The sequence below is a fragment of the Achromobacter sp. K91 genome, from assembly GCF_003576205.1.
GTDB classification, from domain to species: Bacteria; Pseudomonadota; Gammaproteobacteria; order Burkholderiales; family Burkholderiaceae_B; genus Achromobacter; species Achromobacter aegrifaciens.
Genome location: NZ_QWFB01000033.1, coordinates 77,128 through 101,615, shown reverse-complemented (window position 1 = coordinate 101,615; position 24,488 = coordinate 77,128). Strand labels below are relative to the sequence as shown.

Annotated in this window: 19 protein-coding genes; 9 read left to right on the top strand and 10 right to left on the bottom strand. The window is 65.1% G+C overall.

Annotation, left to right across the window (positions count from 1 at the left end; all coding sequences use genetic code 11):
• The first annotated feature begins 180 nt into the window (after nt 1-180).
• Nucleotides 181-1,668, top strand: coding sequence for an exopolyphosphatase (gene ppx / locus DXK93_RS16530; protein WP_119450616.1), 1,488 nt, complete (start codon nt 181-183; stop codon nt 1,666-1,668).
• A 181-nt stretch (nt 1,669-1,849) separates the two neighbouring features.
• On the opposite strand, the gene DXK93_RS16525 is transcribed toward ppx, so the two are convergent.
• The 5 genes from DXK93_RS16525 to DXK93_RS16505 all read right to left on the bottom strand — a co-directional run bounded on the left by DXK93_RS16525 (nt 1,850) and on the right by DXK93_RS16505 (nt 7,806).
• On the bottom strand, nt 1,850-2,656 hold the full coding sequence (locus DXK93_RS16525) for a GNAT family N-acetyltransferase (protein ID WP_054451360.1): 807 nt from the start codon (nt 2,654-2,656) through the stop codon (nt 1,850-1,852).
• A 212-nt stretch (nt 2,657-2,868) separates the two neighbouring features.
• The gene (gene glmM / locus DXK93_RS16520) at nt 2,869-4,212 is read right to left on the bottom strand and encodes a phosphoglucosamine mutase (RefSeq protein ID WP_119450615.1); all 1,344 of its coding nucleotides are present in this window, start codon (nt 4,210-4,212) and stop codon (nt 2,869-2,871) included.
• Nucleotides 4,209-5,054, bottom strand: coding sequence for a dihydropteroate synthase (gene folP, locus DXK93_RS16515; protein ID WP_119450614.1), 846 nt, complete (start codon nt 5,052-5,054; stop codon nt 4,209-4,211). Before folP ends, glmM begins: the two co-directional genes overlap by 4 nt.
• A gap of 18 nt (nt 5,055-5,072) precedes the next feature.
• A complete protein-coding gene (ftsH, locus tag DXK93_RS16510; protein WP_054451363.1) occupies nt 5,073-6,959 on the bottom strand; it encodes an ATP-dependent zinc metalloprotease FtsH in 1,887 nt (628 codons plus the stop codon).
• Nucleotides 6,960-7,173: 214 nt separating this feature from the next.
• Complete coding sequence (locus tag DXK93_RS16505; protein ID WP_054451364.1) at nt 7,174-7,806, bottom strand: RlmE family RNA methyltransferase; 633 nt, start codon at nt 7,804-7,806, stop codon at nt 7,174-7,176.
• 18 nt (nt 7,807-7,824) lie between these two features.
• Here DXK93_RS16505 and DXK93_RS16500 point away from each other — a divergent pair, with 18 nt between their 5' ends.
• The gene (locus tag DXK93_RS16500; protein ID WP_054451365.1) at nt 7,825-8,424 is read left to right on the top strand and encodes a YhbY family RNA-binding protein; all 600 of its coding nucleotides are present in this window, start codon (nt 7,825-7,827) and stop codon (nt 8,422-8,424) included.
• Between the two features lie 129 nt (nt 8,425-8,553).
• Here DXK93_RS16500 and greA read toward each other — a convergent pair whose 3' ends face one another.
• Nucleotides 8,554-9,030, bottom strand: a complete 477-nt coding sequence (greA, locus tag DXK93_RS16495; RefSeq protein ID WP_054451366.1) for a transcription elongation factor GreA — start codon at nt 9,028-9,030, stop codon at nt 8,554-8,556.
• A gap of 649 nt (nt 9,031-9,679) precedes the next feature.
• Here greA and DXK93_RS16490 point away from each other — a divergent pair.
• The gene (locus DXK93_RS16490; protein ID WP_054451367.1) at nt 9,680-11,299 is read left to right on the top strand and encodes a methyl-accepting chemotaxis protein; all 1,620 of its coding nucleotides are present in this window, start codon (nt 9,680-9,682) and stop codon (nt 11,297-11,299) included.
• 52 nt (nt 11,300-11,351) lie between these two features.
• Here DXK93_RS16490 and DXK93_RS16485 read toward each other — a convergent pair whose 3' ends face one another.
• On the bottom strand, nt 11,352-12,662 hold the full coding sequence (locus DXK93_RS16485) for a solute carrier family 23 protein (protein WP_119450613.1): 1,311 nt from the start codon (nt 12,660-12,662) through the stop codon (nt 11,352-11,354).
• 138 nt (nt 12,663-12,800) lie between these two features.
• Between DXK93_RS16485 and DXK93_RS16480 the strand changes: the two genes are divergently transcribed.
• From DXK93_RS16480 to DXK93_RS16455, 6 genes are all read left to right on the top strand, one after another.
• Nucleotides 12,801-13,229, top strand: a complete 429-nt coding sequence (locus tag DXK93_RS16480) for a hypothetical protein (protein WP_119450612.1) — start codon at nt 12,801-12,803, stop codon at nt 13,227-13,229.
• A gap of 129 nt (nt 13,230-13,358) precedes the next feature.
• Entirely contained in the window at nt 13,359-14,684 is a 1,326-nt protein-coding gene (locus DXK93_RS16475) for an ABC transporter substrate-binding protein (protein ID WP_054451370.1), read from the top strand.
• Between the two features lie 86 nt (nt 14,685-14,770).
• Entirely contained in the window at nt 14,771-16,483 is a 1,713-nt protein-coding gene (locus tag DXK93_RS16470; protein ID WP_054451371.1) for an iron ABC transporter permease, read from the top strand.
• Entirely contained in the window at nt 16,480-17,565 is a 1,086-nt protein-coding gene (locus tag DXK93_RS16465; protein WP_054451372.1) for an ABC transporter ATP-binding protein, read from the top strand. Before DXK93_RS16470 ends, DXK93_RS16465 begins: the two co-directional genes overlap by 4 nt.
• A 10-nt stretch (nt 17,566-17,575) precedes the next feature.
• The gene (locus DXK93_RS16460) at nt 17,576-18,484 is read left to right on the top strand and encodes a LysR family transcriptional regulator (protein WP_054451373.1); all 909 of its coding nucleotides are present in this window, start codon (nt 17,576-17,578) and stop codon (nt 18,482-18,484) included.
• A gap of 18 nt (nt 18,485-18,502) precedes the next feature.
• Nucleotides 18,503-19,147, top strand: a complete 645-nt coding sequence (locus DXK93_RS16455; protein ID WP_013395601.1) for a histidine phosphatase family protein — start codon at nt 18,503-18,505, stop codon at nt 19,145-19,147.
• A 4-nt stretch (nt 19,148-19,151) separates the two neighbouring features.
• On the opposite strand, the gene DXK93_RS16450 is transcribed toward DXK93_RS16455, so the two are convergent.
• The 3 genes from DXK93_RS16450 to carA all read right to left on the bottom strand — a co-directional run bounded on the left by DXK93_RS16450 (nt 19,152) and on the right by carA (nt 24,410).
• Nucleotides 19,152-19,916, bottom strand: a complete 765-nt coding sequence (locus DXK93_RS16450; RefSeq protein ID WP_054451375.1) for an SDR family oxidoreductase — start codon at nt 19,914-19,916, stop codon at nt 19,152-19,154.
• 89 nt (nt 19,917-20,005) lie between these two features.
• Nucleotides 20,006-23,245: a carbamoyl-phosphate synthase large subunit gene (gene carB / locus DXK93_RS16445; protein ID WP_054451376.1), complete on the bottom strand. Its 3,240-nt coding sequence runs from the start codon at nt 23,243-23,245 to the stop codon at nt 20,006-20,008.
• Between the two features lie 10 nt (nt 23,246-23,255).
• Nucleotides 23,256-24,410: a glutamine-hydrolyzing carbamoyl-phosphate synthase small subunit gene (gene carA / locus DXK93_RS16440; protein WP_059380170.1), complete on the bottom strand. Its 1,155-nt coding sequence runs from the start codon at nt 24,408-24,410 to the stop codon at nt 23,256-23,258.
• Between the last annotated feature and the right edge of the window lie 78 nt (nt 24,411-24,488).

Here is a 24,488-nt window from a genome sequence, read left to right as displayed (position 1 = left end):
AAAAAAGTGACGGTTCCATGACACAGCAGCAAATACGTAGCGTACGCCAAAACCGGGACGCATAGCAGGCGGATCAGATGCCGCAAACCCCTGTTCCATAAGAAAAAAAACGTGGGCGGGGGCGCTGTCACATGGGATCTCTATAATCGGGCCACCTCTCAGACAATATTTACGAGCCGCATGGATCAACTTCTGGCCGCGGTGGACCTCGGGTCCAACAGCTTTCGCCTCTCCATCGGACGCATCGTTCAACAGGACGGTACGCCCCAGATCTATCAGATCGACCGCCTCAAGGAAACCGTCCGGCTTGCGGCCGGCCTGGACTCCGAAAAGAGGCTGGGCGACGAGGCCATCGACAGAGCCATCGCCGTGCTGGAGCGCTTCGGCGACCGCCTGCGCAGCTTCCATCCCAACCGGGTCCGCGCCGTCGCCACCAATACGTTCCGCGTCGCCCGAAACACCCGGGATTTCCTGCCGCGCGCCGAAGCCGCGCTGGGCTTTCCCATCGAAGTCATCGCCGGCCGCGAAGAGGCCCGCCTGATCTTCTCCGGCGTGGTTCACACCCTGCCCCCCTCGCCCAACAAGCGCCTGGTCATCGACATCGGCGGCGGCTCGACCGAAGTCATCATCGGCAAAGGGCACGAGCCCGGCCTGATGTCCTCGCTCTACATGGGCTGCGTCAGCTACAGCCGCCAGTTCTTCTCGGACGGCGTGGTGGACGCGCATCAGATGAAGCAGGCCGAACTGGCCGCGCGCCGCGAGATCGAAGTCATCGCCAAGCAGTACCGCAAGATGGGCTGGAAGGAAGCCTACGGCTCCTCCGGCACGGCCAAGGCGCTGTTCGCCATCCTGACCGAATGCCGCTTCTCGGACCGAGGCATCACGCGCGCCGGCCTGAACAAGCTGAAGGACCGCATCATCCGCTCGGGCCGTGTGGTCCCATCAGAACTGCCCGGCATCAAGATCGAACGCTCGGACGTGCTGCCCGGCGGCCTGGCCATCATGAGCGCCCTGTTCGACGAGCTGGGCATCGACGTCATGCACACCGGCGATGGCGCCTTGCGCCTGGGCGTGCTGTACGACCTGCTGGGCCGCGATGACGAGCATGACAAGCGCGATGAATCGGTGCGCCAGTTCATGAAGCGCTACCACGTCGACGTCAACCAGGCGCGTCGCGTGCACCACGCTGCGCTGACGCTGTTCGACGCCATGTTCCCGGACGGTCCGGAACGCGCGGAGTTGCGCCCAGCACTGGGCTGGGCGGCCGATCTGCACGAAGTGGGCCTGTCCATTGCCCACAACGCGTACCACAAGCACACCGCCTACGTGCTGGAAAACGCCGACATGCCCGGGTTCTCGCGCGCCGACCAGCAGTTGCTGGCGCTGCTTGCGCTCGGCCATCAGGGCAAGCTGACCAAGCTGGAACCGCTGGTGCGCTCGCGCCCGCAATGGAAGGCCATCCTCAGCCTGCGCCTGGCGGTGCTGCTGTTCCGCCGCCGCAATGAAATCGAACCGCTGCCGCTGACCGCGTCGGTGCGCGACAACTCGATCGTGGTGCGGGTCAACCGCGAATGGCTGGCGCAGCACCCCCTGAGCGACTTCACGCTGCGCGCGGAAGAAGCCGAGTGGAACAAGGTGGGCTTTTCGTTCGAACTGCTGGAGTTCTGAGGAACCAGCCGGGCGGCGCGCTCGCGCCGCCCTGTTCGGACCCCGCCCTGCGGGGCCGACGCGCTAGAACGGCGACAGATCGGTTTCGCGATCCAGCCGCTTGAGTTCCATGCGCAAGGGCCTGGTGGCCCGCCGTATCAACCTGATCTTCATGCGGCGGAACAGGCGGCGCATGGGGGTCTCAGCGCTGGACAGCGGCGGTTGCGGGCTGATCCAGCCCGAAATGGCGGCGGTAGCGCTCGTCCATGCGGTCCATCTTCAGCAGGACCGGGAAATCCGCGGCGTTGAAATCGGGGTCCCAGGCGGGCTCGCCACAGACCTTGGCACCCAGCTTCAGGTAACCCTTGATCAGCGGCGGCACGCGCGCCGGCAAGGTGCTGTTGAGCTTTTCCACCGGATAGCGGTGCAGCGGCGTCACGCGCGGCTCATCGCCCTGCGGCAGCTGCTTGGAAATGGTGCGCCACACTTCGGCGGCCGTGACGCCGTCGTCGCGCAGGCTGACGCTGGCGCAGCCCAGCACGTACTGATAGCCGCCCCGGCGCAGGTATTCGGCCAGGCCAGACCACAACAGCATGATCACGCCGCCGCTGCGGTAGTCGGGATGGGTGCAAGAGCGGCCGACTTCGACCAGCTCGTCCTGGATGGAGCCCAGCCCGGACAGGTCGAACTCGGACTGCGAGTAATACCCGCCAGCCTCTCGCGCCTTTTCCGGCGTCAGGATCCGGTAGGTGCCGACCACGCGGCCCGTATCCAGCTCGCGGACCATCAGATGTTCGCAGAACGGATCGAAGCGATCATGCTCGATGCCGTCCTGGGCGTCGGGGAACACCGCGCCCATGTCCTCGGTGAAGACGTCGTAGCGCAGGCGTTGAATCTGCTCGATTTCTTCAGCGGTGCGCGCCAAGCCCACCACCAGCACCTTGGCGGCGGCGCCGGTCCAAGGTTCCGCGGCATTACGGCTCGGATTGATGCGTGCTAATTCCAGCATTGCGCGAAGCTCCTAGAGAGTCCAGCCAGTGTGGACGCCCTGTATGTCAAAGACTTGACCAATATGTTACGTGACTATGAAGTTTAGTCTGGAGCGAATAAATCAATCCTCCGCCCAAATCGACAAAACTTTACAAATCTATACAACCCTTGAACAAACAAAGGCCACCCGTCACGCGCCGGGTGGCCTTGCTCGAAATCGTAAGGCAGCGTTTATCCCAGGCTGGCCGCAAGCTTCTCGGCGCAGGAGACGGCCAGGGCTTCATCCTCGGCCTCGACCATGAGGCGCAGCTTCGGCTCGGTGCCCGAAGCGCGGATCAGGATGCGGCCGCGGCCGTCCAGCTCGGCTTCGACGGCCTTGCGCGCCGCGCTCAAGCCGGCATGCGTCTTCCAGTCCTGGCCCGGGGTCAGCGGCACATTGATCATCTTCTGCGGATACATGCGCAGATCGCTCACCCACTCCGCCAGCCCGACCGAGTTGCGGCGCAGCGCAGTCAGGACCTGCAGCGCGGCGACGATGCCGTCGCCCGTCGAATGGCAGTCCAGGCACAGCAGATGGCCGGAGCTTTCGCCGCCATACAGCCAGCCGCGCGCCTGCATCTGCTCCAGCACGTAGCGGTCGCCGACATTGGCGCGCTCGAAGCCCACGCCCAGCCGCTGCATTTCGCGTTCGAAGCCGAAGTTGGTCATCAGCGTGCCGACCACGCCGTCCACCTTGCCGCGCTGCATGCGTTCGCGGACGATGGCGTACATGAGTTCGTCGCCGTTGTAGATGCGGCCTTCGCCATCGACCATCTGCAGGCGGTCGGCGTCGCCGTCCAGCGCGATGCCCAACTGGGCGCCGCGAGCGTGCACTTCCTTGGCCAGCAGCTCGGGATGCAGCGCGCCCACGCCCTTATTGATGTTGAAGCCATCCGGATTGACGCCGATGGCGTGCACTTCGGCGCCCAGTTCGCGGAACACGTGCGGCGCGATGTTGTAGGCGGCGCCATGGGCGGCGTCCACCACGATCGTCATGCCGTTCAGGTCCAGATCGTTGGGGAAGGTGCTCTTGCAGAACTCGATGTAGCGGCCCTGCGCGTCGCCCATGCGGCGCGCGCGACCCAGCGCTTCCGAGGCGACGCAGCCCAGCGGCTCGTCCAGGGCGGTTTCGATGTCGGCCTCGATCTCGTCGGGCAGCTTCATGCCCTGCGCCGAGAAGAACTTGATGCCGTTGTCCTGGTACGGATTGTGCGAAGCGCTGATGACAATCCCCGCCACCAGTCGCAGCGCCCGGGTCAGGTAGGCCACCGCGGGGGTCGGAATCGGACCGGCCAGCAGCACGTCGATGCCTGCCGCCGACAGGCCGGCTTCCAACGCGGATTCCAGCATGTAGCCGGAGATCCGCGTGTCCTTGCCGATCACGACCTGCGGACGGCTGCCGCCGCGCACGGCGTGCTCACGCGCCAGGACGCGGCCGGCCGCGTAACCCAGACGCAGCGCGAATTCGGCGTTGATCACCGGACCGCCGACTTCGCCGCGGACACCGTCGGTACCGAAATATTTGCGTCGAATCATGAACTGAGTGCTCCTTGTTCTGCCGCGTGCCATACCTTGAGCGCGTCGACCGTGGCCGCCACATCGTGCACCCGCACGATGGAAGCGCCACGCGCCACGCAGGCAAGCGCCGCGGCGATGCTGCCGGGCAACCTGTCGCCCACGGGCCGGCCGGTAGCCTGGCCGATCATGGTTTTGCGCGAGAGGCCGATCAGCAATGGATAACCGGCGCTGCGCAGGCTGGACAGCCGGCGCAACAGTTGGAAATTCTGGTCGCCCGTCTTGCCGAAGCCGAAGCCCGGGTCCAGCACGATGCGGCGAGGATCGATCCAGGCCGCGCGCAGCTTGTGCGCGCGAGCCCCCAGGAAGAGTCCGATTTCACCGATCAAGTCGGTGTACTCGGGCGGGGCGGCCTGCATGGTGCGAGGTTCGCCCTTCATGTGCATCACGCAAAGCCCGCAGCGCGAATGCGTCACCGCCTCGACGGCGCCGGGCTGCCTGAAGCCATAGATGTCGTTGATCATGTCCGCGCCGGCATCCAGCACGGCGCGCATGACTTCCGGCTTGAAGGTGTCGATGGACAGGGGCACGCCGCAATCGCGCAGCGCCTCCACCACCGGCAGCAGCCGAGCCAGTTCGTCGGCCACGGACACCGGATCGGCCCCGGGGCGCGTGGATTCGCCGCCCAGGTCCAGGATCTGGGCGCCTTCGGCGATCAATTGGCGCGCATGCGCCACTGCGGAATCCGTATCGTCATGCTGGCCGCCGTCGGAAAAGGAGTCCGGCGTGACGTTGACGATACCCATGACAAGCGGGCGCTCGAGATCAAACTCGAAGCGCCCGCAAAGGAAGTTATTTGCCATAACTCAGGATGAGCAGCCTCAGACAGCGGCAGCCGTATTGCCACCTGCCGCCAGGCCCGTGGGCGGCGTATCGGACGTATCCGACGGGCCCTGAGGCGTCTTCGGGGGACGCGGAGGACGGCCCTCGATGATGTCGTTGATCTGGTCGGCGTCGATGGTTTCCCATTCGAGCAGCGCGGAGGTCATGACTTCGACCTTGTCGCGGTTGTCTTCCAGGATCTTGCGCGCAACGCTGTACTGCTCGTCGATGATGCGGCGGATCTCGGTGTCCACCTTCTGCATGGTGGCTTCCGACATGTGCGTGGTCTTGGTGACGCTGCGGCCCAGGAACACTTCGCCTTCGTTCTCGGCATAGACCATCGGGCCCAGCTCGTCGGTCATGCCGTAGCGCGTGACGATGTCGCGGGCGATGGCGGTGGCGCGTTCGAAGTCGTTCGAAGCTCCCGTCGTCATCTGGTCCATGAAGATTTCTTCGGCGATGCGGCCGCCGAACAGCACGGCAATGGTGGACAGCAGACGACCCTTGTCCATGCTGTAGCGGTCGGTCTCAGGCAGTTGCATGGTCACGCCCAGCGCACGGCCGCGCGGGATGATGGTGACCTTGTGGACCGGATCGGTCTTGGGCAGCAGGCGGGCGACGATCGCGTGGCCGGACTCGTGGTACGCGGTGTTCTTGCGTTCCTCTTCGGGCATCACGATGGAGCGGCGTTCCGCACCCATGATGATCTTGTCCTTGGCCTTTTCGAAGTCGGACATGTCGACCGTGCGGCCATTGCGGCGGGCGGCGAACAGCGCGGCTTCGTTGACCAGGTTGGCCAGATCGGCGCCCGAGAAGCCCGGGGTGCCGCGCGCCAGCACGGTCGCGTCGACGTTGGGCGACAGCGGAACCTTGCGCATATGGACCTTCAGGATCTGCTCGCGGCCGCGGATATCGGGCAGCGGCACCACGACCTGGCGGTCGAAGCGGCCCGGGCGCAGCAGCGCGGGATCCAGCACGTCGGGACGGTTGGTCGCGGCGATGACGATGACGCCCTGGCCGGACTCGAAGCCGTCCATTTCCACCAGCATCTGGTTCAGCGTCTGTTCGCGTTCGTCGTTGCCGCCGCCCAGGCCGGCGCCACGCTGGCGGCCGACCGCATCGATTTCGTCGATGAAGATGATGCAGGGAGCGTGCTTCTTGGCGTTTTCGAACATGTCGCGCACGCGGGCCGCGCCCACGCCGACGAACATTTCAACGAAGTCGGAACCCGAGATGCTGAAGAACGGCACTTTGGCTTCGCCCGCGATGGCCTTGGCCAGCAGCGTCTTGCCGGTACCCGGCGAGCCGACCATCAGCACGCCGCGCGGAATGCGGCCGCCCAGCTTCTGGAACTTGCTGGGGTCGCGCAGGAAATCGACCAGTTCCTGGACGTCTTCCTTGGCTTCGTCGCAGCCGGCAACGTCGGCGAAGGTGATCTGGTTGGTGTTCTCGTCGAGCATGCGGGCGCGCGATTTGCCGAAGCTGAACGCCCCGCCCCTGCCGCCGCCCTGCATCTGGCGCATGAAGAACACCCAGACGCCGATCAGCAACAGCATGGGGAACCACGACACGAAGATGCTCATCAGCAACGACTGCTCTTCGCGCGGCTTGCCCGACACCTGGACGCCATACTTCAGCAGATCGGAGACCATCCAGAGGTCGCCCGGCGAAGTCAGCGTGTAGGCGCGGCCCGCGTCAGGGGTGACGTACAGCACGTCGCCCTGGACGTCGACCTTGCGGATACGTCCCGCCTTGGCGTCGTCCATGAACTGCGTGTAGGTCACGCCGTCCTGGGTCTGAGCGCGTCCGTCGAACTGTTTGAAGACGGTGAACAGCACGAGGGCTATCACCATCCAGACAGCGACTTTCGAAAATGAATTATTCAAGGTCGATCTCCTGCTTTCGATTCCGACCGGCGACCGCGCACCCGCATATGGCACAGTCACAAGTATGTCAATAGCTCATTCTACCCTGTCAGACCAGATTGCGTCCCGGGATGCCTGAGCCCCTCTGAGTTTTGTCTTATTCGCGAATTTTCTGGTCGTTGTCCCGGCAGGCTGTAGGTTTTTCGAATCCGAGGCGGCGCGCCCCGGACCCGGGCTACTTCAGATCGCGCGCAACCAGAAAGGTTTCGGAGGATTTGTCCCGCGATGCCTTCGGCTTGCGTTCGACCACCCGCTTGAAGCGCTGCTTGAAGGATTCCACGATCTGCGAAAAGCCGCTGCCGTGGAAAGCCTTGACGATCAGCGCCCCGTTGGGCTTGAGGTGGGCGCAGGAGAATTCCATCGCCAACTCGCACACATGCTGGATGCGCGCGGAGTCGGCAATACCCACCCCTGACAAGTTGGGGGCCATGTCGGAAATAACAAGGTCCACCGCGCGCGATCCGACCATGTCTTCCAATTGTTTCAAAACTTCATCTTCGCGGAAGTCGCCCTGGATGAATTCAACGCCCGCCACGGGTTCCATGGGCAGGATATCGAGCGCGATGATGCGTCCGTCCACGACCCCGCCCGGCCCCGCCAGGCGCTCGCGCGCCACTTGGGACCAGCTGCCGGGCGCCGACCCCAGGTCGACCACGAGGTCGCCCCGGCGCATCAGCTTCTCGGTATCCAGGATCTCGATCAGCTTGAAGGCGGCGCGGGCCCTGTAGCCCTTCTGTTGCGCCAGCTTCACATAGGGATCGTTGATGTGCTGGTGAATCCAGTCTTTAGAGAATTTATTCTTGGCCATTACCGTACAATTCCACGCATGCCTATATTAGAACTTACCTCTCGTGAGCGCAGCGACCTTCGGTCCGCCGCTCACCCTTTGCGCCCCGTCGTCCTGATTGGCGACAATGGCCTGACCGAAGCCGTGCTCAAGGAAATCGACCTGGCGCTGACTTCGCATGGCCTCATCAAGGTGCGCGCCGGCGGCGACGACCGCGAGGCCCGCGACGCAATGCTGTCGACCATCTGCGACACGCTTTCCTGCGCCCCGGTGCACCACCTGGGCAAGACGCTGATCCTGTTCCGCCCGCTGGCCGGCAACATCAAGCCCGCCGCGCTGGCCGCCATGGAACCCGAACGCCCTGCCAAGCGCCGCGCCTCTGAGCCGCACACGCCCAAGAAGCTGGCCGCCGAAGGCAAGACCCTAGCCAAGCGTCCGCGCCGCAGCGAATCCGAAGAGCCCAAGCCGAAGACGCGCTTCGTGCCCCAGGACCAGCTCAACAAGAACGGCAAGCCCATGCGCCCTGGCACCAGGAAGACCACCGCCAGCGGTCACGGCATTCCCCGCCGCGCCGGCAGCGCGCTCAGCCTGCGGGCCGGAGCACGCAGCGGCACCAGCCGCAAGTCGACGAAAAGGTAAGTGCAGGCACAAAAACGGGCGCTTTACGCGCCCGGTCCACCATAGCGATCCGCATTAAACCGCGGAATTCAGTCGAACGCACGGTTCGGACTATGGTGTTTTGACAACTTCCAGCTTACTACGTTGGCGTCAGATGTAGCGCACGCCCAGGACTTCATACTCGCGAACGCCAGCCGGGGCCTTGACCTCGACCACATCGCCTTCGCTTTTGCCGATCAACGCGCGCGCCACCGGGCTGGACACGGAAATCAGGTTCGACTTGATGTCGGCTTCAACGTCGCCGACGATTTGGTACGTCACACGATCGCCCGAGTCCAGGTCCTCGATGTCGACGGTGGCGCCAAACACGGCGCGGCCTTCGGCATCCAGGGCGGTAGGATCGATCAGGTGGGCGTTGGAAAGCGTGCCTTCAAGCTCGGCAATCCGGCCCTCGATAAAGCCTTGGCGCTCGCGAGCAGCGTCGTACTCGGCATTTTCCGACAGATCACCCTGCGCACGCGCTTCAGCGATCGCGTTGATAACGGCAGGACGTTCCACGGTTTTCAGCCGCTGGAGCTCTTCTTGCAAGCGCTCGGCCCCGCGCACGGTCAAAGGAATGGCAGACATGTCGTTTCCCAAACAAAAGTAGAAAACGCCCCGGACGGAGCGTTCTCGGTGAAGGTCGGAATCCTGGCGCGCGCAGGCAGCCGGGTAAAAGCAAAAACTGGCGAGCGGCGCGGACGACCAAAACAAAACCCCGGCTCGGGTCGGAACCGGGGCAATCAAGGTCATATTGTGGTCAAAGTCCACGGGAATTGCAAGCCGCCGGAGAAACCGCTGTTTTCGCCGCATTTCGCCGCTGTAACCCGCTAAAACCCGTCATTTTTTTCAGTTTTTCCTGATCCACCCGAAAGCCGGATGGGGCAGGCCGCAATCGCGCGCCATGGCGCAGGTGTGGCGTAAAAACTACTCTTCGATAGTTTTTTGCAACAGCCGATGCTTACCTCTCAAAAACGCCAGCAAAAACGGACTGAATCAGTATAAAACAACAAATTGTGTCATTCATGACAATTTAATACATTGAAATCACTGCCGATTGGCCGGGGCTGCTGATCGCAAGCACGTGCCAGGGGCAGGAGTCTTGTTTTTGCGGGTAGTTGCAGTGGAGGCGGACGCATCGCAGCCACCCGGCGCGACGTTCGCCATTCCGCCGCTCGGCGGGCGGCCTGGGCCGTTCCTTCGCGCGGCGGATCGCGTTCAAGAACGAGGAGCTCTCATGCTGGAAAAATTGAAAGTCCGTACTGGAATGCTGTTGGTGCTGGGCTGCTTCGTCGTCGCCCTGGCGCTGGCTTGCGGCTTGAGCTGGATGAACGCCGAAAAAAGCGTGACCGAGATCAAGGACCTGAACAATGTCGCGGTCCATCAGGTCGACCCGCTCTACGAAGCCAACGCCGCCCTGCTGCGCGCGCGACTGGCGCTCGGCGCGGGCATGGCTGCCATGCAGGCCGGCGGCATGGACCAGGCCGGGCTGGCCGGGGACGAAGCCGCCAGCCATCTGAAGCAGGCGCGCGAGCGCTTCGCCCGCTACATGGCCGTCCCCAAGAGTCCTCGCGGTCAGGAGCTGGCCCAGACGCTGCAGGGACGCTTCACCGAGTACGCCGCCATCCTGGACACACTGGAATCCGACCTCAAGGCACGCTCGCCTGCCAAGTACCGCCAGGACGAGGGACGGCTGCCCCAGGCAGACGCCTACTTCATGAAAGACATGCAAGCCTTCCTGGCCCGGGTCCAGGAGCGCAGCGACGGCGTGCTGGCAAGCTCGGAGCAAACCTACTCCACCGCCCGGATCTCGGCGGTCGCGCTGATATCCGCCGCCCTGCTGCTGACGGCATTGTGCTGGACCTTCATCCGGCGCGCCGTGCTGCGTCCGCTGCAGGAGGCTGGCAGGCATTTTGACCGCATCGCGGCCGGCGACCTGACGAACCGCGTGGAAACCCGCTCCAACAATGAGATCGGCGTCCTGTTCGCTTCGCTCAAACGCATGCAGGAGGGCCTCACCCGCACGGTGACGTCCGTGCGCCAGGGCGTGGATGAGATCAATGTGGGCGCGGCGGAAATCGCTGCCGGCAACTCCAACCTGTCAGTGCGTACCGAAGAACAGGCCGCGGCGCTCGAAGAAACCGCATCCACCATGGAAGAGCTGGCGGTGACCGTCAAGCAGAATGCGGAAAACGCCGCCCAGGCCAATCAGTTGGCCGCGGTCAGCATGGACGTGGCGCAGCGCGGCGGCCAGAACGTGGAGCAGGTGGTGGCCACCATGCACGGCATCTCGGACAGTTCGCGGCGGATCGCGGACATCGTGTCCGTGATCGATGGCATCGCCTTCCAGACCAACATCCTGGCGCTGAATGCGGCGGTGGAAGCCGCGCGCGCCGGCGAGCAGGGCAAGGGCTTTGCCGTGGTCGCGGGCGAAGTCCGCACCCTGGCCCAGCGCGCGGCGCAGGCCGCCAAGGAGATCAAGACGCTGATCGAAGCTTCGGTGGACACGGTCGCCGCCGGTTCGGCCCAGGTCGCCGCAGCCGGGCAGACCATGCAGGAAATTGTGGATTCCGTGCAGCGGGTGGCGGCGATCATGGCCGAGATCTCGGCCGCTTCGACGCAGCAAGCCGGCGGCATAGACCAGGTCAGCCTGGCAATTTCGCAAATGGACGAGGTGACCCAGCAGAACGCCGCGCTGGTCGAGGAAGCGTCAGCGGCGGCAGCCGCGATGGAGGAACAGGCGCGGCGCCTGGCGGAAGCCACCGCGGTATTCAAGACGCAATCCGGACAGGTGATCGAGGCGGTGCCGGTGGCCGTGACCGCCACGGCCTCTGCCACGAGGCTGTCGGGCACCTAGGCGCGCTGGCCGGCCACGCGCGCGACGCCGGGTCCGCGCGTGGTCGCGCCGCTTACTTCCTGCGGCGCAGCAAGGCATACAGGATGATGGCGCCGAAGGTGGCGGTGCCGATGCCACCCAGCGTGAAGTTACCCAACTTGACCGTGAAGTCGCCCGCGCCCAGCACCAGCGTGACCGCAGCCACGATGAGGTTGCGGTTGTCGCTGAAGTCCACTTGGTTGACCACCCAGATACGGGCGCCGGCAATGGCGATCAGGCCGAACACCACCACCGACATGCCGCCCAGCACGGGCCCCGGGATCATCTGGATCAGCGCGCCGAACTTGGGCGAGAAGCCCAGCACGATGGCGATCAGGGCGGCGACCACGAACACCAGGGTGGAATAGATGCGCGTGACCGCCATCACCCCGATGTTCTCGGCGTAGGTGGTGACGCCCGTGCCGCCCACGGCGCCGGACACCATGGTGGCGACCCCGTCGCCGACGAAGGCGCGGCCCAGATAGCGGTCCAGGTCCTGTCCGGTCATGGCGCTGACGGCCTTCACGTGGCCCAGGTTCTCGGCCACCAGGATGATGGCGACAGGCACGATCAGGCCCATGGCCTCGGCCTTGAACACCGGCGCGGCGAAATGCGGCAAGCCGAACCAGGCCGCGGCGGCCACGCCCGAAAAGTCGATGGGCTTGCCCAGCCCCATGCCGTTGGCCAGGATGCCGTACACCACGCAGGCCAGGATCATGCCGACCAGGATCAGCAGGCGCTGCACCATGCCCTTGGTGAACACGGCGATGCCGCCCACGCAGAGGATGGTGACCATGGACATCACGCTGTCGAAACCGGATGCGCCCATCGCGCCCTTGGCGGCGATCGGGGCCAGGTTCAGGCCAATGACCGCAACCACCGCGCCCGTGACGACGGGCGGCATCAAGGTGTCGATCCAGTTCGCGCCGCCGCCGGCGCGCGCGTTGACAAACCAGACGATCAGGCCGATCAGCGTGTAGGCCAGGCCGCAGGCGATGATGGCGCCCAGCGCGACGCCGATATTGGCGTTCGCCCCGCCGCCGGCATAGCCGGTCACCGCGATCACGCCGCCGATGAAGGCGAAGCTGGAACCCAGGTAGCTGGGAACGCGTCCGCCCACGAACAGGAAGAAGATCAGCGTGCCGATGCCTGACATCAGGATGGCGACGTTCGGGTCAAAGCCCATGAGCAGCGGCGCCAGCACGGTGGAGCCGAACATGGCAACCACGTGCTGGGCGCCCATGGCCACGTTCTTGGGCCAGGACAGCCTTTCGTCGGGCGCGATGATGACGCCGGGCTCGGCGTCGTCCGCCAGGCGCCAGCGCGGAAAGTAGGAATTGGACATGGATATCCCAAAGTAGGTGTTGGGTGTGAGCGGGCGCCAGTGTAAAGGGGGCCGCAAACAGGGGGCAATGCTTAAGTTCACCGTCAGAATGCCGTACTAGTGAAAACCCCGAAATCCTCATAGGCGGCAGGAGCAATCATGGCGATCGATCCCATCAGCGGCAGTTCCCGAATCAACAGCCTGGCCGACCTCTGGGCCCAGAAGATCCAGGCCAACAAGGAAGCCAAGAGCGCCTCGGACGCGGAAGCGAGCACGGTGTCCACGGACGGCAAGATCCGCGTCAACAACCCAGGCGGCCTGAAAATGGGCAACGTGCAGGAAGCCAAGGAAACCGAAGACTCCAGCAACGACGACGCCTACACACGCCAGATCAAGGAACTGCAGAAGCAGCTCAAGCGCGTGATGGACCAGATCGCCAAGGTCAAGGCCAGCAGCATGCCGGCCGAAATGAAGGCCCAGCAACTGATGGCGCTCAACGCCCAGGCGATGCAGATCCAGCAGCAGATCACCGCAGTGATGGACAAGCAGGCCCGGGCCATGCAAGGCGGCATATCCGCCACGGCCTAGCGGGCAAGGCTCGGCGCCCCGCCCGGCCGGGGCGCCCGCATTGATGGCGCGCATCAAAATTTGTGATTGGACGCTGCCCAGGCCGGCCAGTACTGTCTCCGGACAAATCTAAAACTACGGAGACAAACCATGCATGCAATGCGCACAGCCCTTGCAGGTGCGGTGCTGGCCGTTTGCGCGGCCCCTGCCCTGGCAGGCACCGTCACGGTGATCACGTCGTTCCCCAAAGACCTCACCCAGGCCTACAAGACGGCCTTCGAAAAGGCCAATCCCGGCATCACGCTGGAAGTCCTGAACAAGAACACGGTATCGGGCATCGCCTATGTGCGCGAAACGCCCGCCGGCCAGCGCCCCGAGGTGTTCTGGGCCAGCGCGCCCGACGCCTTCGAAGTGCTGGGCCGCGACAAACTGCTGGCAAGTTCCACCGACGTCGCCAACAAGCAGGTGCCTGACAAGATCGGCAACTATCCCATCAACGATCCGGGCGGCATGTATTTGGGCCAGGCCCTGGCCGGCTACGGCATCATCTACAACACCCGCTACATCGCGGCGCACAAGATCCCTGCGCCGGTGGAATGGAAGGACCTGCTGTCGCCGCAGTGGTTCGGCCATGTCGGGATCACCTCGCCGTCGCGCTCGGGCACCATGCACCTGACGGTGGAAACCATCCTCCAGGGCGAAGGCTGGGACGAAGGTTGGAGCACCTTGCTGCGCATGTCGGGCAACAGCAGCGCCGTGACCGAGCGTTCGTTCGGCGTACCCGACGGCGTGAACAACGGCCAGTTCGGCGCCGGCCCGGTGATCGACTTCTTCGGCCTGTCCAGCAAGTATTCCAAGTTCCCGGTCGAATTCGTCTACCCCTCCGAAACCGCCATCGTGCCGGCCAACATCGCGCTGATCGCCGGCGCGAAGAACTCTGAGGAAGGCAAGAAGTTCATCGCCTTCACCCTCAGCCAGGCCGGGCAGGAACTGCTGCTGGAGCCCAAGATCTCGCGCCTGCCAGTGCTGCCCTACACGGCGCTGGCCGGCAAGATTCCCCAGGGCTACCCCGACCCCGCCGAAATCGCCAAGCGCAGCAAGGTGCAATTCAACGCCGACCTGTCGCAGTCGCGCTATTACGTGGTGCAGTCGCTGTATGACCAGACGGTCACGTTCCGCCTGAAGGAACTGCAGGCCGCCACCAAGGCCATCTACGACGCCGAAGCCAAGCTGGGCGACAAGGCCAAGAGCGGCAAGGCCGCCGAACTGCTGGCGCAGGCCCGCAAGCTGACCTGGGCGCCGCTGATCGACGGAAAGAAGGCCGCCGACCCGGCCTTCCTGGCGATCTTCGCCGGCAACAAGAAGGACGCCGCCGTGAACCAGCAGATCACCCAGCTGGAAGGCGAATGGAACGGCCGTTCCAAGGCGAACTACGAAGAAGCCGTAAAGCTCGCCAAGCAGGCCGCCGCGCTCTAGGCCGCCACACCCGCAGGACGCGCAGTGGACGGGCCGGTCCCGTCCGCTGCCGCGGTTTTCCCCTGGCAACGATTTCGGGAATCTCGATGAATTCTTCGGGCCACTCGCGCCTGCCCGTCGGCCCCCTGCTGACGGCGCTACTGGTGTTCGGTTTTCTGCTGCTGTTCCTGGCCGTGCCGGTGGGCACGGTGTTCTACAGCGCCTTCGTGAACGCCGACGGCAGCTTCACCATGGGCCACTTCGGCGCCTTCTTCAACCAGCCGCTGATGAAGGAAGCCTTCTTCAACAGCCTGTACGTGGCGGGCTGGTCGGCGCTGCTGGCGTCCCTGATCGCCGTGCCGCTGGCGTACTTCACGGTGCGCTTCGATTTCCGCGGCGCGCTGCTGATCCAGACGCTGGGCGTGCTGCCGCTGATCATGCCGCCCTTCGTGGGCGCGGTCGCGATGCAGCTGATCTTCGGCCGCTCGGGCAGCGTGAACCTGCTGCTCAATGACTGGTTCGGCTTCACCATTCCGTTCATGGAAGGCCTGAACGGCGTCATCTTCGTGGAAGCGCTGCACTACTTTCCCTTCATCCTGATGAACCTGGTGGTGGCGCTGCGCAACATCGACGGCGCCATGGAAGAAGCGGCCTTCAACCTGGGTTCGCGGGGCTTTCGCCTGTTCCGCCGCGTGATCTTCCCGCTGGCCCTGCCCGGCTACGTGGCTGGCGCCTCGCTGGTGTTCGTCAAGGTGTTCGACGACCTGGGCACGCCGCTGGTGCTGGGCACCACCAACATGCTGGCGCCGCAAGCCTATCTGCGCATCACGCAGGTGGGCCTGGAGGACCCGTTGGGCTATGTGATCAGCGTGATCATGGTGGGCTTCTCGATCCTGGCGTTGTGGCTGTCGGCACGGGTCCTCAAGGGCCGCGATTACTCCACCCTGCAGAAGGGCGGCGGCTCCATCCAGAAGCGCAAACTGCGCCCGATGGAGAGCGTGCTGGCCTATGGCTGGATCATCCTGGTGCTGCTGCTGGTGCTGTCGCCGCACATGGGCGTATTGCTGCTGTCGCTGGCCAGCGTCTGGAGCTTTGCGCCGCTACCTGACGGCTACACGCTGGCGCATTACGCCGCGGTGTTCTCCGAGTCGCAAGGCATGATCGCCAACACCCTGCTCTATTGCGGCCTGGCCGCCGGCGTGGACGTGATCCTGGGGACTGCCATTGCCTACCTGATGCTGCGCACCCGCTTGCCGGCGCGCCAGTGGCTGGACTTCCTGGCTTCCGCGGCGCTGGCGATTCCAGGCATCGTGCTGGCCATCGGCTTTCTGCGCACTTTCCGCGGCATAGAGCTGCCCGGCACGGGCACGTTGCTGACCTCGTCGTGGATCATCATCATGATCGCGTACTCGGTGCGCCGGCTGCCCTACGCCCTGCGTTCCTGCGTGGCCTCGCTGCAGCAGATCAACATCTCGCTGGAAGAGGCGGCGCAATCGCTGGGCGCGACGCGCATGAGCACCATACGGCGCGTGGTGGTGCCGCTCATGGCGGGCGGCATGCTGGCGGGCTTCGTGACCAGCTTCGTGACGGCGGCCGTGGAACTGTCGGCCACCATCATGCTGGTGACCAAGGATAGCCAGGCGCCCATGAGCTACGGCATCTATCTGTACATGCAGAGCGCAGCGGGGCGGGGTCCCGGCGCCGCGCTCGGCGTCCTGGCGGTGGCCGCGGTGGCCATCGGCACGTATGTCTCGCACCTGCTGGTGGAGCGCGCCCAGTCGCGCCAGCGGCCGGCTCGCAATGAAGGGGAATCCGCATGAAGAAAGTCAGCGTCGAATGCCGCAACATCCGGCTGTCCTATGGCAAGACGGAAGTGCTCAAGGACGTCAACATCAGCATCGAACCCGGCGAGTTCTTCGCGCTGCTGGGCCCCTCGGGGTCGGGCAAGTCCACGCTGCTGCGGCTGATCGCCGGCTTCAACCGGCACAGCGCCGGGCAGTTGCTGGTGGACGGCAAGGACATCAGCGGCACGCCGCCCTGGAACCGCAACATCGGCATGGTGTTCCAGAACTATGCGCTGTGGCCGCACATGACGGTCTGGGACAACGTGGCCTTCGGCCTGGTCGAACGCAAGCTGCCGCGCGCCGAGATCCATGCCAAGGTGGAGGCCGCGCTGGACCTCGTCGGCCTGTCCCAGTATGGCAAGCGCCGCCCCAACCAGCTTTCCGGCGGGCAGCAGCAGCGCGTGGCCCTGGCGCGCACCATCGTGATCGAGCCGCAGGTGCTGCTGCTGGACGAGCCTCTGTCCAACCTGGACAAGAAGCTGCGTGTGCAGATGCGCCAGGACCTGCTCAGCCTGCAGCGCCGGCTTGGCATCACCACCATCTTCGTCACCCACGACCAGGAAGAGGCCATGACCACCGCCGACCGCATGGCGGTGCTGGACCATGGCGTGGTCCAGCAAATCGGCGCGCCCAGCACCTTGTTCGACTATCCGGTGAACCGTTTCGTCGCCAACTTCGTGGGCACGATGAACGTGCTGGAAGGCGACGTGCGCGAACGGACCAGCGGCAGCGTGGTGCTGGCGGTGGAAGGCGTGGGCGACCTGCACCTGCCGCTCACGGGCGAAGCGCCCGCCGCTACCCGGCTGGCGGCCAGCTTCCGCCCGCACACGGTGCAGATCGAAATGGCGGACGGGCTGGGCGACGCGCGCTATGTGTGGCTGCCGGGCATCGTGGAAAGCAGCGAGTTCCTGGGCGAGTTCACCCGCTATCAGGTGCAGATCGGCGAGCAGCGGCTGACGGCGGACCAATCGCATCTGGCCGGGCTGTCGCCCTTCCCCATCGGCGCTCCGGTTTCCATCGGTCTCGAACCTACCCAAGTGCGGCTCCTGGCGGCCTAAACTCGGGGCCATGGAAATCTATCAGATCCGCGCCTTCGTCACCGTCGCCCGGCTGGGCAACCTGACGAAGGCGGCCGAGGCGCTGTCGCTGACCCAACCCGCCGTGACCGCGCAGATCAAGGCGCTGGAACAAAGCCTGGGCGTGGCCTTGTTCGACCGCAGCGGCGGCAGGCTGGCCTTGGCCAAGGCCGGCGAGGTGCTGCTGCCCACCGCCGAATCGCTGCTGGTGCTGGGCGCGCAGTTCAAATCCGAAGCCCAGCAGCTGCAAGGCAGCCTGCATGGCGCGGTCGAGCTGGGCGTGCCCAGCGAAAAGCCGGATTTCCTGCGCCTGGGCGAACTGGCCTCGGCCGTCACCCAGCGCCTGCCGCTGGTCGAGCTGAAGACCCAGACCCTGCCTGCCGCCGCGTTGGCGGAACAGGTCAGCACCGGCCGCCTGCCGGCGGCGCTGATCATCGCCGCGAATCCGCCGCGCGGCGTGCTTTGGCAGCCCCTGCGCAGCGTGCGCTACCGCATCGCCATGCCCAAGGAGCACGCCGCCGTGCTCAAGCGCGGCGGCTGGCGCGAGGTGGCGCAATTGCCCTGGCTGGACGGCCCCGCCGGCAGCCATACGCACCTGCTTTTGCGCGACATGTTCGAACGCCATGGCCTGTCGCCGCGCATCGTGATGCAGAATGACGACCAGGCCAACCTGGACGCGCTGGTGCGCGCGGGCGCCGGCTGCGCCCTGCTGCGCGAGGAAGCCGCGCTGGCCGGCGCGGCCTCGAACGACTTCATCGTCTGGGGCCAGGCGCGCGTGGACGCCATGCTGGGATTCATCCTGCCCTATGAGCGCGCTAGCGAGCCCGCGCTGGTCGCGTTAAGCTCGATCATTCAAACCATCTGGAAACCGCGCGCGCCCATCGCGTCCGGCCAGCTCTAAATCCGCATCAAGACCGTAATGACTGAAATCTGGTTCATCCGCCACGGCGAAACCGACTGGAACCGCCAGCGCCGCCTGCAAGGCTGGCAAGACATCCCCCTGAACGAATTCGGCGTCAACCAGGCCAGCCTGCTGGCCGCGCGCATGCGCGAAGAGGCTCGCCACACGCCCATCCACGCCATTTACAGCAGCGACCTGCAGCGCGCCCACGCCACCGCCGTGCCCGTGTCCGAACAGCTGGGCCTGCGCGTGCGCGTGGAGCCGGGCATCCGCGAGCGCGGCTTCGGCGTGCTGGAAGGCCTGGACCACGAACGCATCGATGTGCTGGCCCCCGAAGCCGCTGCCGCCTGGAAGAGCCGCGACCCGCTGCGCCCGCTGGACGGCGGCGAAACGCTGGGCCAATTCCAGTCCCGCGTCATTTCCACCGTGGACGACATCGCCAGCCGCCACGACGACGAACGCATCCTGATGTTCACGCACGGCGGCGTGCTGGACATCATCTGGCGCCATGCCTCGGGCGTGCCGTTGAACGGGCCGCGCGACGCCTCGCTGCTGAACGTCAGCATCAACCGCGTCGGCGTGCAGGGCCGTAAATGGCAGGTGCTGGACTGGGGCGACGTGGGCCACGTGACCGACGAAGTCGGCAACGACGTGGTGCCGTGAACACTTAGCGCGCGCGGCGCGGCTTGCGCGGCGCGTTGCGCGCCAGCCTGTCGTAGACGGCATTGGGCAACAAGCGCATCAGCTTGGCCACGATGCCCATCTGCCACGGAATCACCACATAGGACGCGCCCCGCCCGATCGCGCTGCGCGCGCGGCGGGCGAAGGCGTCTGCTTCCATCAGGAAAGGCATGGAATACGGGTTGTGGGCCGTCATCGCCGTCTTGATGTAGCCGGGCGCGATCGTCACCACGTCTATGCCTTCGGCGGCCAGCTCCAGCCGCAGGCTTTCGCAATAGGTCACCACCGCCGACTTGGACGCGCTGTAGGCGCCCGCGCCCGGCAGCCCCCGCACCCCTGCCACGCTGGCGATGCCCACCAGCCTGCCCGACCCGGCCTGGCGCATGGACGCGATGAAGGGTTCGAAGGTTGCCACGGTGGCCAGCAGATTGGTGTCGACGATGGCCTTGAAGACGTCGTAGTCTTCGCCATGCTCGGTCAGGGTGCCGGCGCTGATGCCGGCGCTGGCGATGACCACGTCCACCCGGCCCTGGCAAAAGGCAATGAAATCCTGTGCCGCGGCATGCAGCGCCTGGCGGTCGCGCACGTCCACTGCATAGCAGCGGTGCTCGCCGGGCAGGCTGTCGGCCAGTTCGCGCAGCGCGTCCTCGCGCCGGCCCAGCAGGCCCAGCGTGGCGCCCGTGGACGCGTATTGCTGCGCCAAGGCGCGTCCCAGGCCGCTGCTGGCGCCGGTGATGAAGACTCTTTCCATGTGTGCCTGATGCCTGTCGTAGCGTTGCGGAATCGCGTTGCAAAAAAATAGGGCACGCTTTCGCGTGCCCTATTGTGTCGCTTGCCGGCTTAGCCTTGCAAGGAAGCGTGCAGCTCCTGCAGCGGATACACCTGCAGGCCCAGGCCTTGGCGCAGGTATTGCATGCCTTCGACCGCGGCGCGGGCGCCGGCGATGGTCGTGAAGAAGGTCACGCGGGCGGCCAGCGCCTGGGTGCGGATGGTGCGCGAATCAGCGATGGCGTTACGGCGCTCTTCGACGGTGTTGATGACCAGCGAGATCTCGCCGTTCTTCACCATGTCGACGATGTGCGGACGGCCTTCGGTGACCTTGTTCACCAGTTGAACCGGAATGCCGGCGGCTTCGATCTCGGCAGCCGTGCCACGCGTGGCGACCAGCTTGAAGCCGAGCGCGTGCAGGCCGCGCGCCACTTCCACCGCCAGGGGCTTGTCCTGGTTCTTGACGCTGATGAACACCGTGCCGGATTCCGGCAGGCGCACACCCGCGGCCAGCTGCGACTTGACGAAGGCTTCGCCGAAGCTCGTGCCCACGCCCATCACTTCGCCGGTCGACTTCATTTCCGGACCCAGGATGGTGTCCACGCCCGGGAACTTCACGAACGGGAACACGGCTTCCTTGACCGAGAAGTAAGGCGGCACGACTTCCTTGGTGATGCCTTGCGCAGCCAGGGTCTGGCCGGCCATGGCGCGCGCGGCGATCTTGGCCAGTTGCAGGCCGGTGGCCTTGGAAACGTAGGGCACCGTGCGCGAAGCGCGCGGGTTCACTTCCAGCACGTAGACGTCGCCGCCCTGGATCGCGAACTGCACGTTCATCAGGCCGCTGACGTTCAATGCCTTGGCCATCATCGTGGTCTGGCGCTTGATCTCGGCGATGACTTCCGCCGACAGCGAGTACGGGGGCAGGCTGCAAGCCGAGTCGCCCGAGTGCACGCCGGCCTGCTCGATGTGTTCCATGACGCCGCCGATGAAGACGGTTTCGCCGTCGGCCAGGCAGTCCACGTCCACTTCGGTGGCGTTGTTCAGGAAGCGGTCCAGCAGCACCGGCGAGTCATTGCTGACCTTCACGGCCTCGCGCATGTAGCGCTCGAGGTCCTGCTGCTCGTGCACGATTTCCATGGCGCGGCCGCCCAGCACATAGCTGGGACGCACGACCAGGGGATAGCCGATTTCGGCGGCGTGGGCCAGGGCCTCGCCTTCGGTGCGCGCAGTGCGGTTGGGCGGCTGGCGCAGGCCGAGCTTGTTGAGCAGCTTCTGGAAGCGCTCGCGGTCTTCGGCCACGTCGATGGATTCAGGGCTGGTGCCGATGATGGGCACGCCGTTGGCTTCCAGGGCGCGCGCCAGCTTCAGCGGGGTCTGGCCGCCGTACTGGACGATCATGCCGACCGGGTTTTCCTTGTGGACGATCTCGAGCACGTCTTCGAGCGTCAGCGGCTCGAAGTACAGGCGGTCCGAGGTGTCGTAGTCGGTGGACACGGTTTCCGGGTTGCAGTTGACCATGATGGTCTCGTACCCGTCATCGCGCAGCGCCAGCGCGGCGTGCACGCAGCAATAATCGAATTCAATGCCCTGGCCGATGCGGTTCGGACCGCCGCCCAGCACCACGATCTTCTTGCGGTCGGTGGGCGCGGCCTCGCACTCTTCCTCGTAGGTCGAGTACATGTAGGCCGTGCGGGTGGCGAATTCGGCGGCGCAGGTGTCGACGCGCTTGTAGACCGGACGCACGTTCAGCTGGTGGCGCAGCTTGCGCACTTCGGATTCCGAGGAATCCAGCAGGAAGGCCAGGCGGCGGTCGGAGAAACCGCGGCGCTTGAGTTCCCACAGCGTGGCGTAGTCCAGGTCAGCCAGCGTCTTCTGTTCCAGCGCCAGCTCGATGTCGACGATTTCCTTGATCTGCGACAGGAACCACGGATCGATGTGCGTGATGTTGTGCACTTCGTCCAGCGTGAAACCCTGCGCGAAGGCATCGCCCACGTACCAGATGCGTTCCGGACCGGGTTCGCCCAGTTCGACCTGCAGCTTTTCGCGGTCGGTGGTCTTCTGGTTCAGGCCGTCCACGCCCACTTCCAGGCCGCGCAGCGCCTTCTGGAAGGATTCCTGGAAGGTGCGGCCAATGGCCATGACTTCACCCACGGACTTCATCTGGGTGGTCAGGCGCGCGTCGGCAGTGGGGAATTTTTCGAAGGCAAAACGCGGCACCTTGGTGACCACGTAGTCGATCGAGGGCTCGAACGAGGCGGGCGTGGCGCCGCCGGTGATTTCGTTCTTGAGCTCGTCCAGCGTGTAGCCCACGGCCAGGCGCGCGGCGACCTTGGCGATGGGGAAGCCGGTAGCCTTGGACGCCAGCGCCGACGAACGCGACACGCGCGGGTTCATCTCGATGACGATCATGCGGCCGTTCTTGGGATTGACGGCGAACTGCACGTTCGAGCCGCCCGTATCCACGCCGATCTCGCGCAACACCGCGATCGATGCGTTACGCATGATCTGGTATTCCTTGTCGGTCAGCGTCTGAGCCGGCGCCACGGTGATGGAGTCGCCCGTGTGCACGCCCATCGGGTCCAGGTTTTCGATGGAGCAGACGATGATGCAGTTGTCCGCCTTGTCGCGGACCACTTCCATCTCGAATTCCTTCCAGCCCAGCAGCGACTCTTCGATCAGCAGTTCGCTGGTGGGCGAAGCTTCCAGGCCGCGGCGGCAGATGGTTTCGAATTCTTCGGCGTTGTAGGCGATGCCGCCGCCCGAACCGCCCATGGTGAAGCTGGGGCGGATCACGGCGGGGAAACCGGAGGTGCCGACTTCGGCCGCGATGCGGCGCTGCACTTCCCAGGCTTCGTCCATGCTGTGGGCGACGCCCGACTTGGCCGATTCCAGGCCGATGTCGGTCATGGCCTGCTTGAACTTCTGGCGGTCTTCGGCCTTTTCGATGGCGTGCTCGTTGGCGCCGATCAGCTCGACGTTGTGCTTCTTCAACACGCCGTGGTGGGCCAGGTCCAGGGCGCAGTTCAGCGCGGTCTGGCCGCCCATGGTGGGCAGCAACGCATCGGGCTTTTCACGCTCGATGATCTTTTCGACGGCTTGCCAGGTGATGGGCTCGATGTAGGTGACGTCGGCCGTTTCCGGGTCCGTCATGATCGTGGCCGGGTTGCTGTTCACCAGGATGGTGCGGTAGCCCTCTGCCTTGAGCGCCTTGCACGCCTGTGCGCCGGAATAGTCGAATTCGCAGGCCTGCCCGATGATGATGGGGCCGGCGCCGATGATGAGTATGCTTTTTAGGTCTGTACGCTTGGGCATGATGCAATCTTTACTTTTGGCCGGACATCAGGGCGATGAACTTGTCGAACAGTTCAAGGATGTCGTGCGGACCCGGGCTGGCTTCGGGGTGACCCTGGAAGCAGAAGGCCGGGCGGTCGGTGAGCTCGAAGCCCTGCAGCGTGCCGTCGAACAGCGAGACGTGCGTCACGCGCGCGTTGGCCGGCAGGCTTGCCGCGTCGACAGCGAAACCGTGGTTCTGGCTGGTGATGAACACGCGCTTGGACTGGAGGTCCTGCACGGGGTGGTTGGCGCCGTGGTGGCCGGTCTTCATCTTGAGCGTCTTGCCGCCCAGCGCCAGGCCCATGATCTGGTGGCCCAGGCAGATGCCGAACACCGGCAGCTTCTTGTCCAGGAAGGCGCGCGTGGCTTCGATCGCGTAGTCGCAGGGCTCGGGGTCGCCAGGGCCGTTGGACAGGAACACGCCGTCGGGATTGAGCTTCAAGACTTCCTCGGCGCTGGTCTGGGCCGGCACCACCGTCAGGCGGCAGCCGCGGTCGGCCAGCAGGCGCAGGATGTTGGTCTTGATGCCGAAGTCGTAGGCCACGACGTGGAACTTGGACTGGTCGGGCTTGGAGAAGCCCTCGCCCAGTTGCCAGGTGCCTTCGGTCCATTCGGCGCGATCCTTGAGCGACACCACCTTGGCCAGGTCCTGGCCGGCCATGCCGGCAAAACCGCGCGCCAGCTCGACGGCGCGCTCGGCGTCGGTGCCGACGAAGATGCAGGCGCCCTGGGCGCCCTTTTCACGCAGGATGCGGGTGAGCTTGCGGGTGTCGATGCCGGAAATGGCGACGACGCCTTGCTCGGAGAGGTACTCAGGCAACGATTGCGTGGAACGGAAGTTCGACACGCGGGCGGGACAGTCGCGGACCACCAGGCCGGCGGCAAAGACGCGCTTGGCTTCCACGTCTTCGGCGTTGACGCCGGTATTGCCGATGTGCGGATAGGTCAGCGTGACGATCTGGCCGCTATAGCTGGGATCGGTGAGAATTTCCTGGTACCCGGTCATCGCGGTGTTGAACACCACTTCGGCAACGGTATGCCCAGGCGCACCGATCGACACGCCTCGAAAAATGGTACCGTCCGCCAGAGCCAGAATTGCAGGAGGGAAGCGGTTGATCCCCTCGGGAAAGAGTTGCGGCAGCACAGTAAACCCCGGTTTTAGAATCGATAATCAAACCTTCGGATTATACCTTGAGCGGCCGTTTTTCTCGGGGAACCGCGC

Bases quoted from the DNA above. Each gene is read 5' to 3' on its own strand.
- ppx (WP_119450616.1), top strand. From the start codon at position 181: ATGGATCAACTTCTGGCCGCGGTGGACCTCGGGTCCAACAGCTTTCGC.
- DXK93_RS16525 (WP_054451360.1), bottom strand. From the start codon at position 2,656: ATGCTGGAATTAGCACGCATCAATCCGAGCCGTAATGCCGCGGAACCT.
- glmM (WP_119450615.1), bottom strand. From the start codon at position 4,212: ATGATTCGACGCAAATATTTCGGTACCGACGGTGTCCGCGGCGAAGTC.
- folP (WP_119450614.1), bottom strand. From the start codon at position 5,054: ATGGCAAATAACTTCCTTTGCGGGCGCTTCGAGTTTGATCTCGAGCGC.
- DXK93_RS16505 (WP_054451364.1), bottom strand. From the start codon at position 7,806: ATGGCCAAGAATAAATTCTCTAAAGACTGGATTCACCAGCACATCAAC.
- DXK93_RS16500 (WP_054451365.1), top strand. From the start codon at position 7,825: ATGCCTATATTAGAACTTACCTCTCGTGAGCGCAGCGACCTTCGGTCC.
- greA (WP_054451366.1), bottom strand. From the start codon at position 9,030: ATGTCTGCCATTCCTTTGACCGTGCGCGGGGCCGAGCGCTTGCAAGAA.
- DXK93_RS16490 (WP_054451367.1), top strand. From the start codon at position 9,680: ATGCTGGAAAAATTGAAAGTCCGTACTGGAATGCTGTTGGTGCTGGGC.
- DXK93_RS16485 (WP_119450613.1), bottom strand. From the start codon at position 12,662: ATGTCCAATTCCTACTTTCCGCGCTGGCGCCTGGCGGACGACGCCGAG.
- DXK93_RS16480 (WP_119450612.1), top strand. From the start codon at position 12,801: ATGGCGATCGATCCCATCAGCGGCAGTTCCCGAATCAACAGCCTGGCC.
- DXK93_RS16475 (WP_054451370.1), top strand. From the start codon at position 13,359: ATGCATGCAATGCGCACAGCCCTTGCAGGTGCGGTGCTGGCCGTTTGC.
- DXK93_RS16470 (WP_054451371.1), top strand. From the start codon at position 14,771: ATGAATTCTTCGGGCCACTCGCGCCTGCCCGTCGGCCCCCTGCTGACG.
- DXK93_RS16465 (WP_054451372.1), top strand. From the start codon at position 16,480: ATGAAGAAAGTCAGCGTCGAATGCCGCAACATCCGGCTGTCCTATGGC.
- DXK93_RS16460 (WP_054451373.1), top strand. From the start codon at position 17,576: ATGGAAATCTATCAGATCCGCGCCTTCGTCACCGTCGCCCGGCTGGGC.
- DXK93_RS16455 (WP_013395601.1), top strand. From the start codon at position 18,503: ATGACTGAAATCTGGTTCATCCGCCACGGCGAAACCGACTGGAACCGC.
- DXK93_RS16450 (WP_054451375.1), bottom strand. From the start codon at position 19,916: ATGGAAAGAGTCTTCATCACCGGCGCCAGCAGCGGCCTGGGACGCGCC.
- carB (WP_054451376.1), bottom strand. From the start codon at position 23,245: ATGCCCAAGCGTACAGACCTAAAAAGCATACTCATCATCGGCGCCGGC.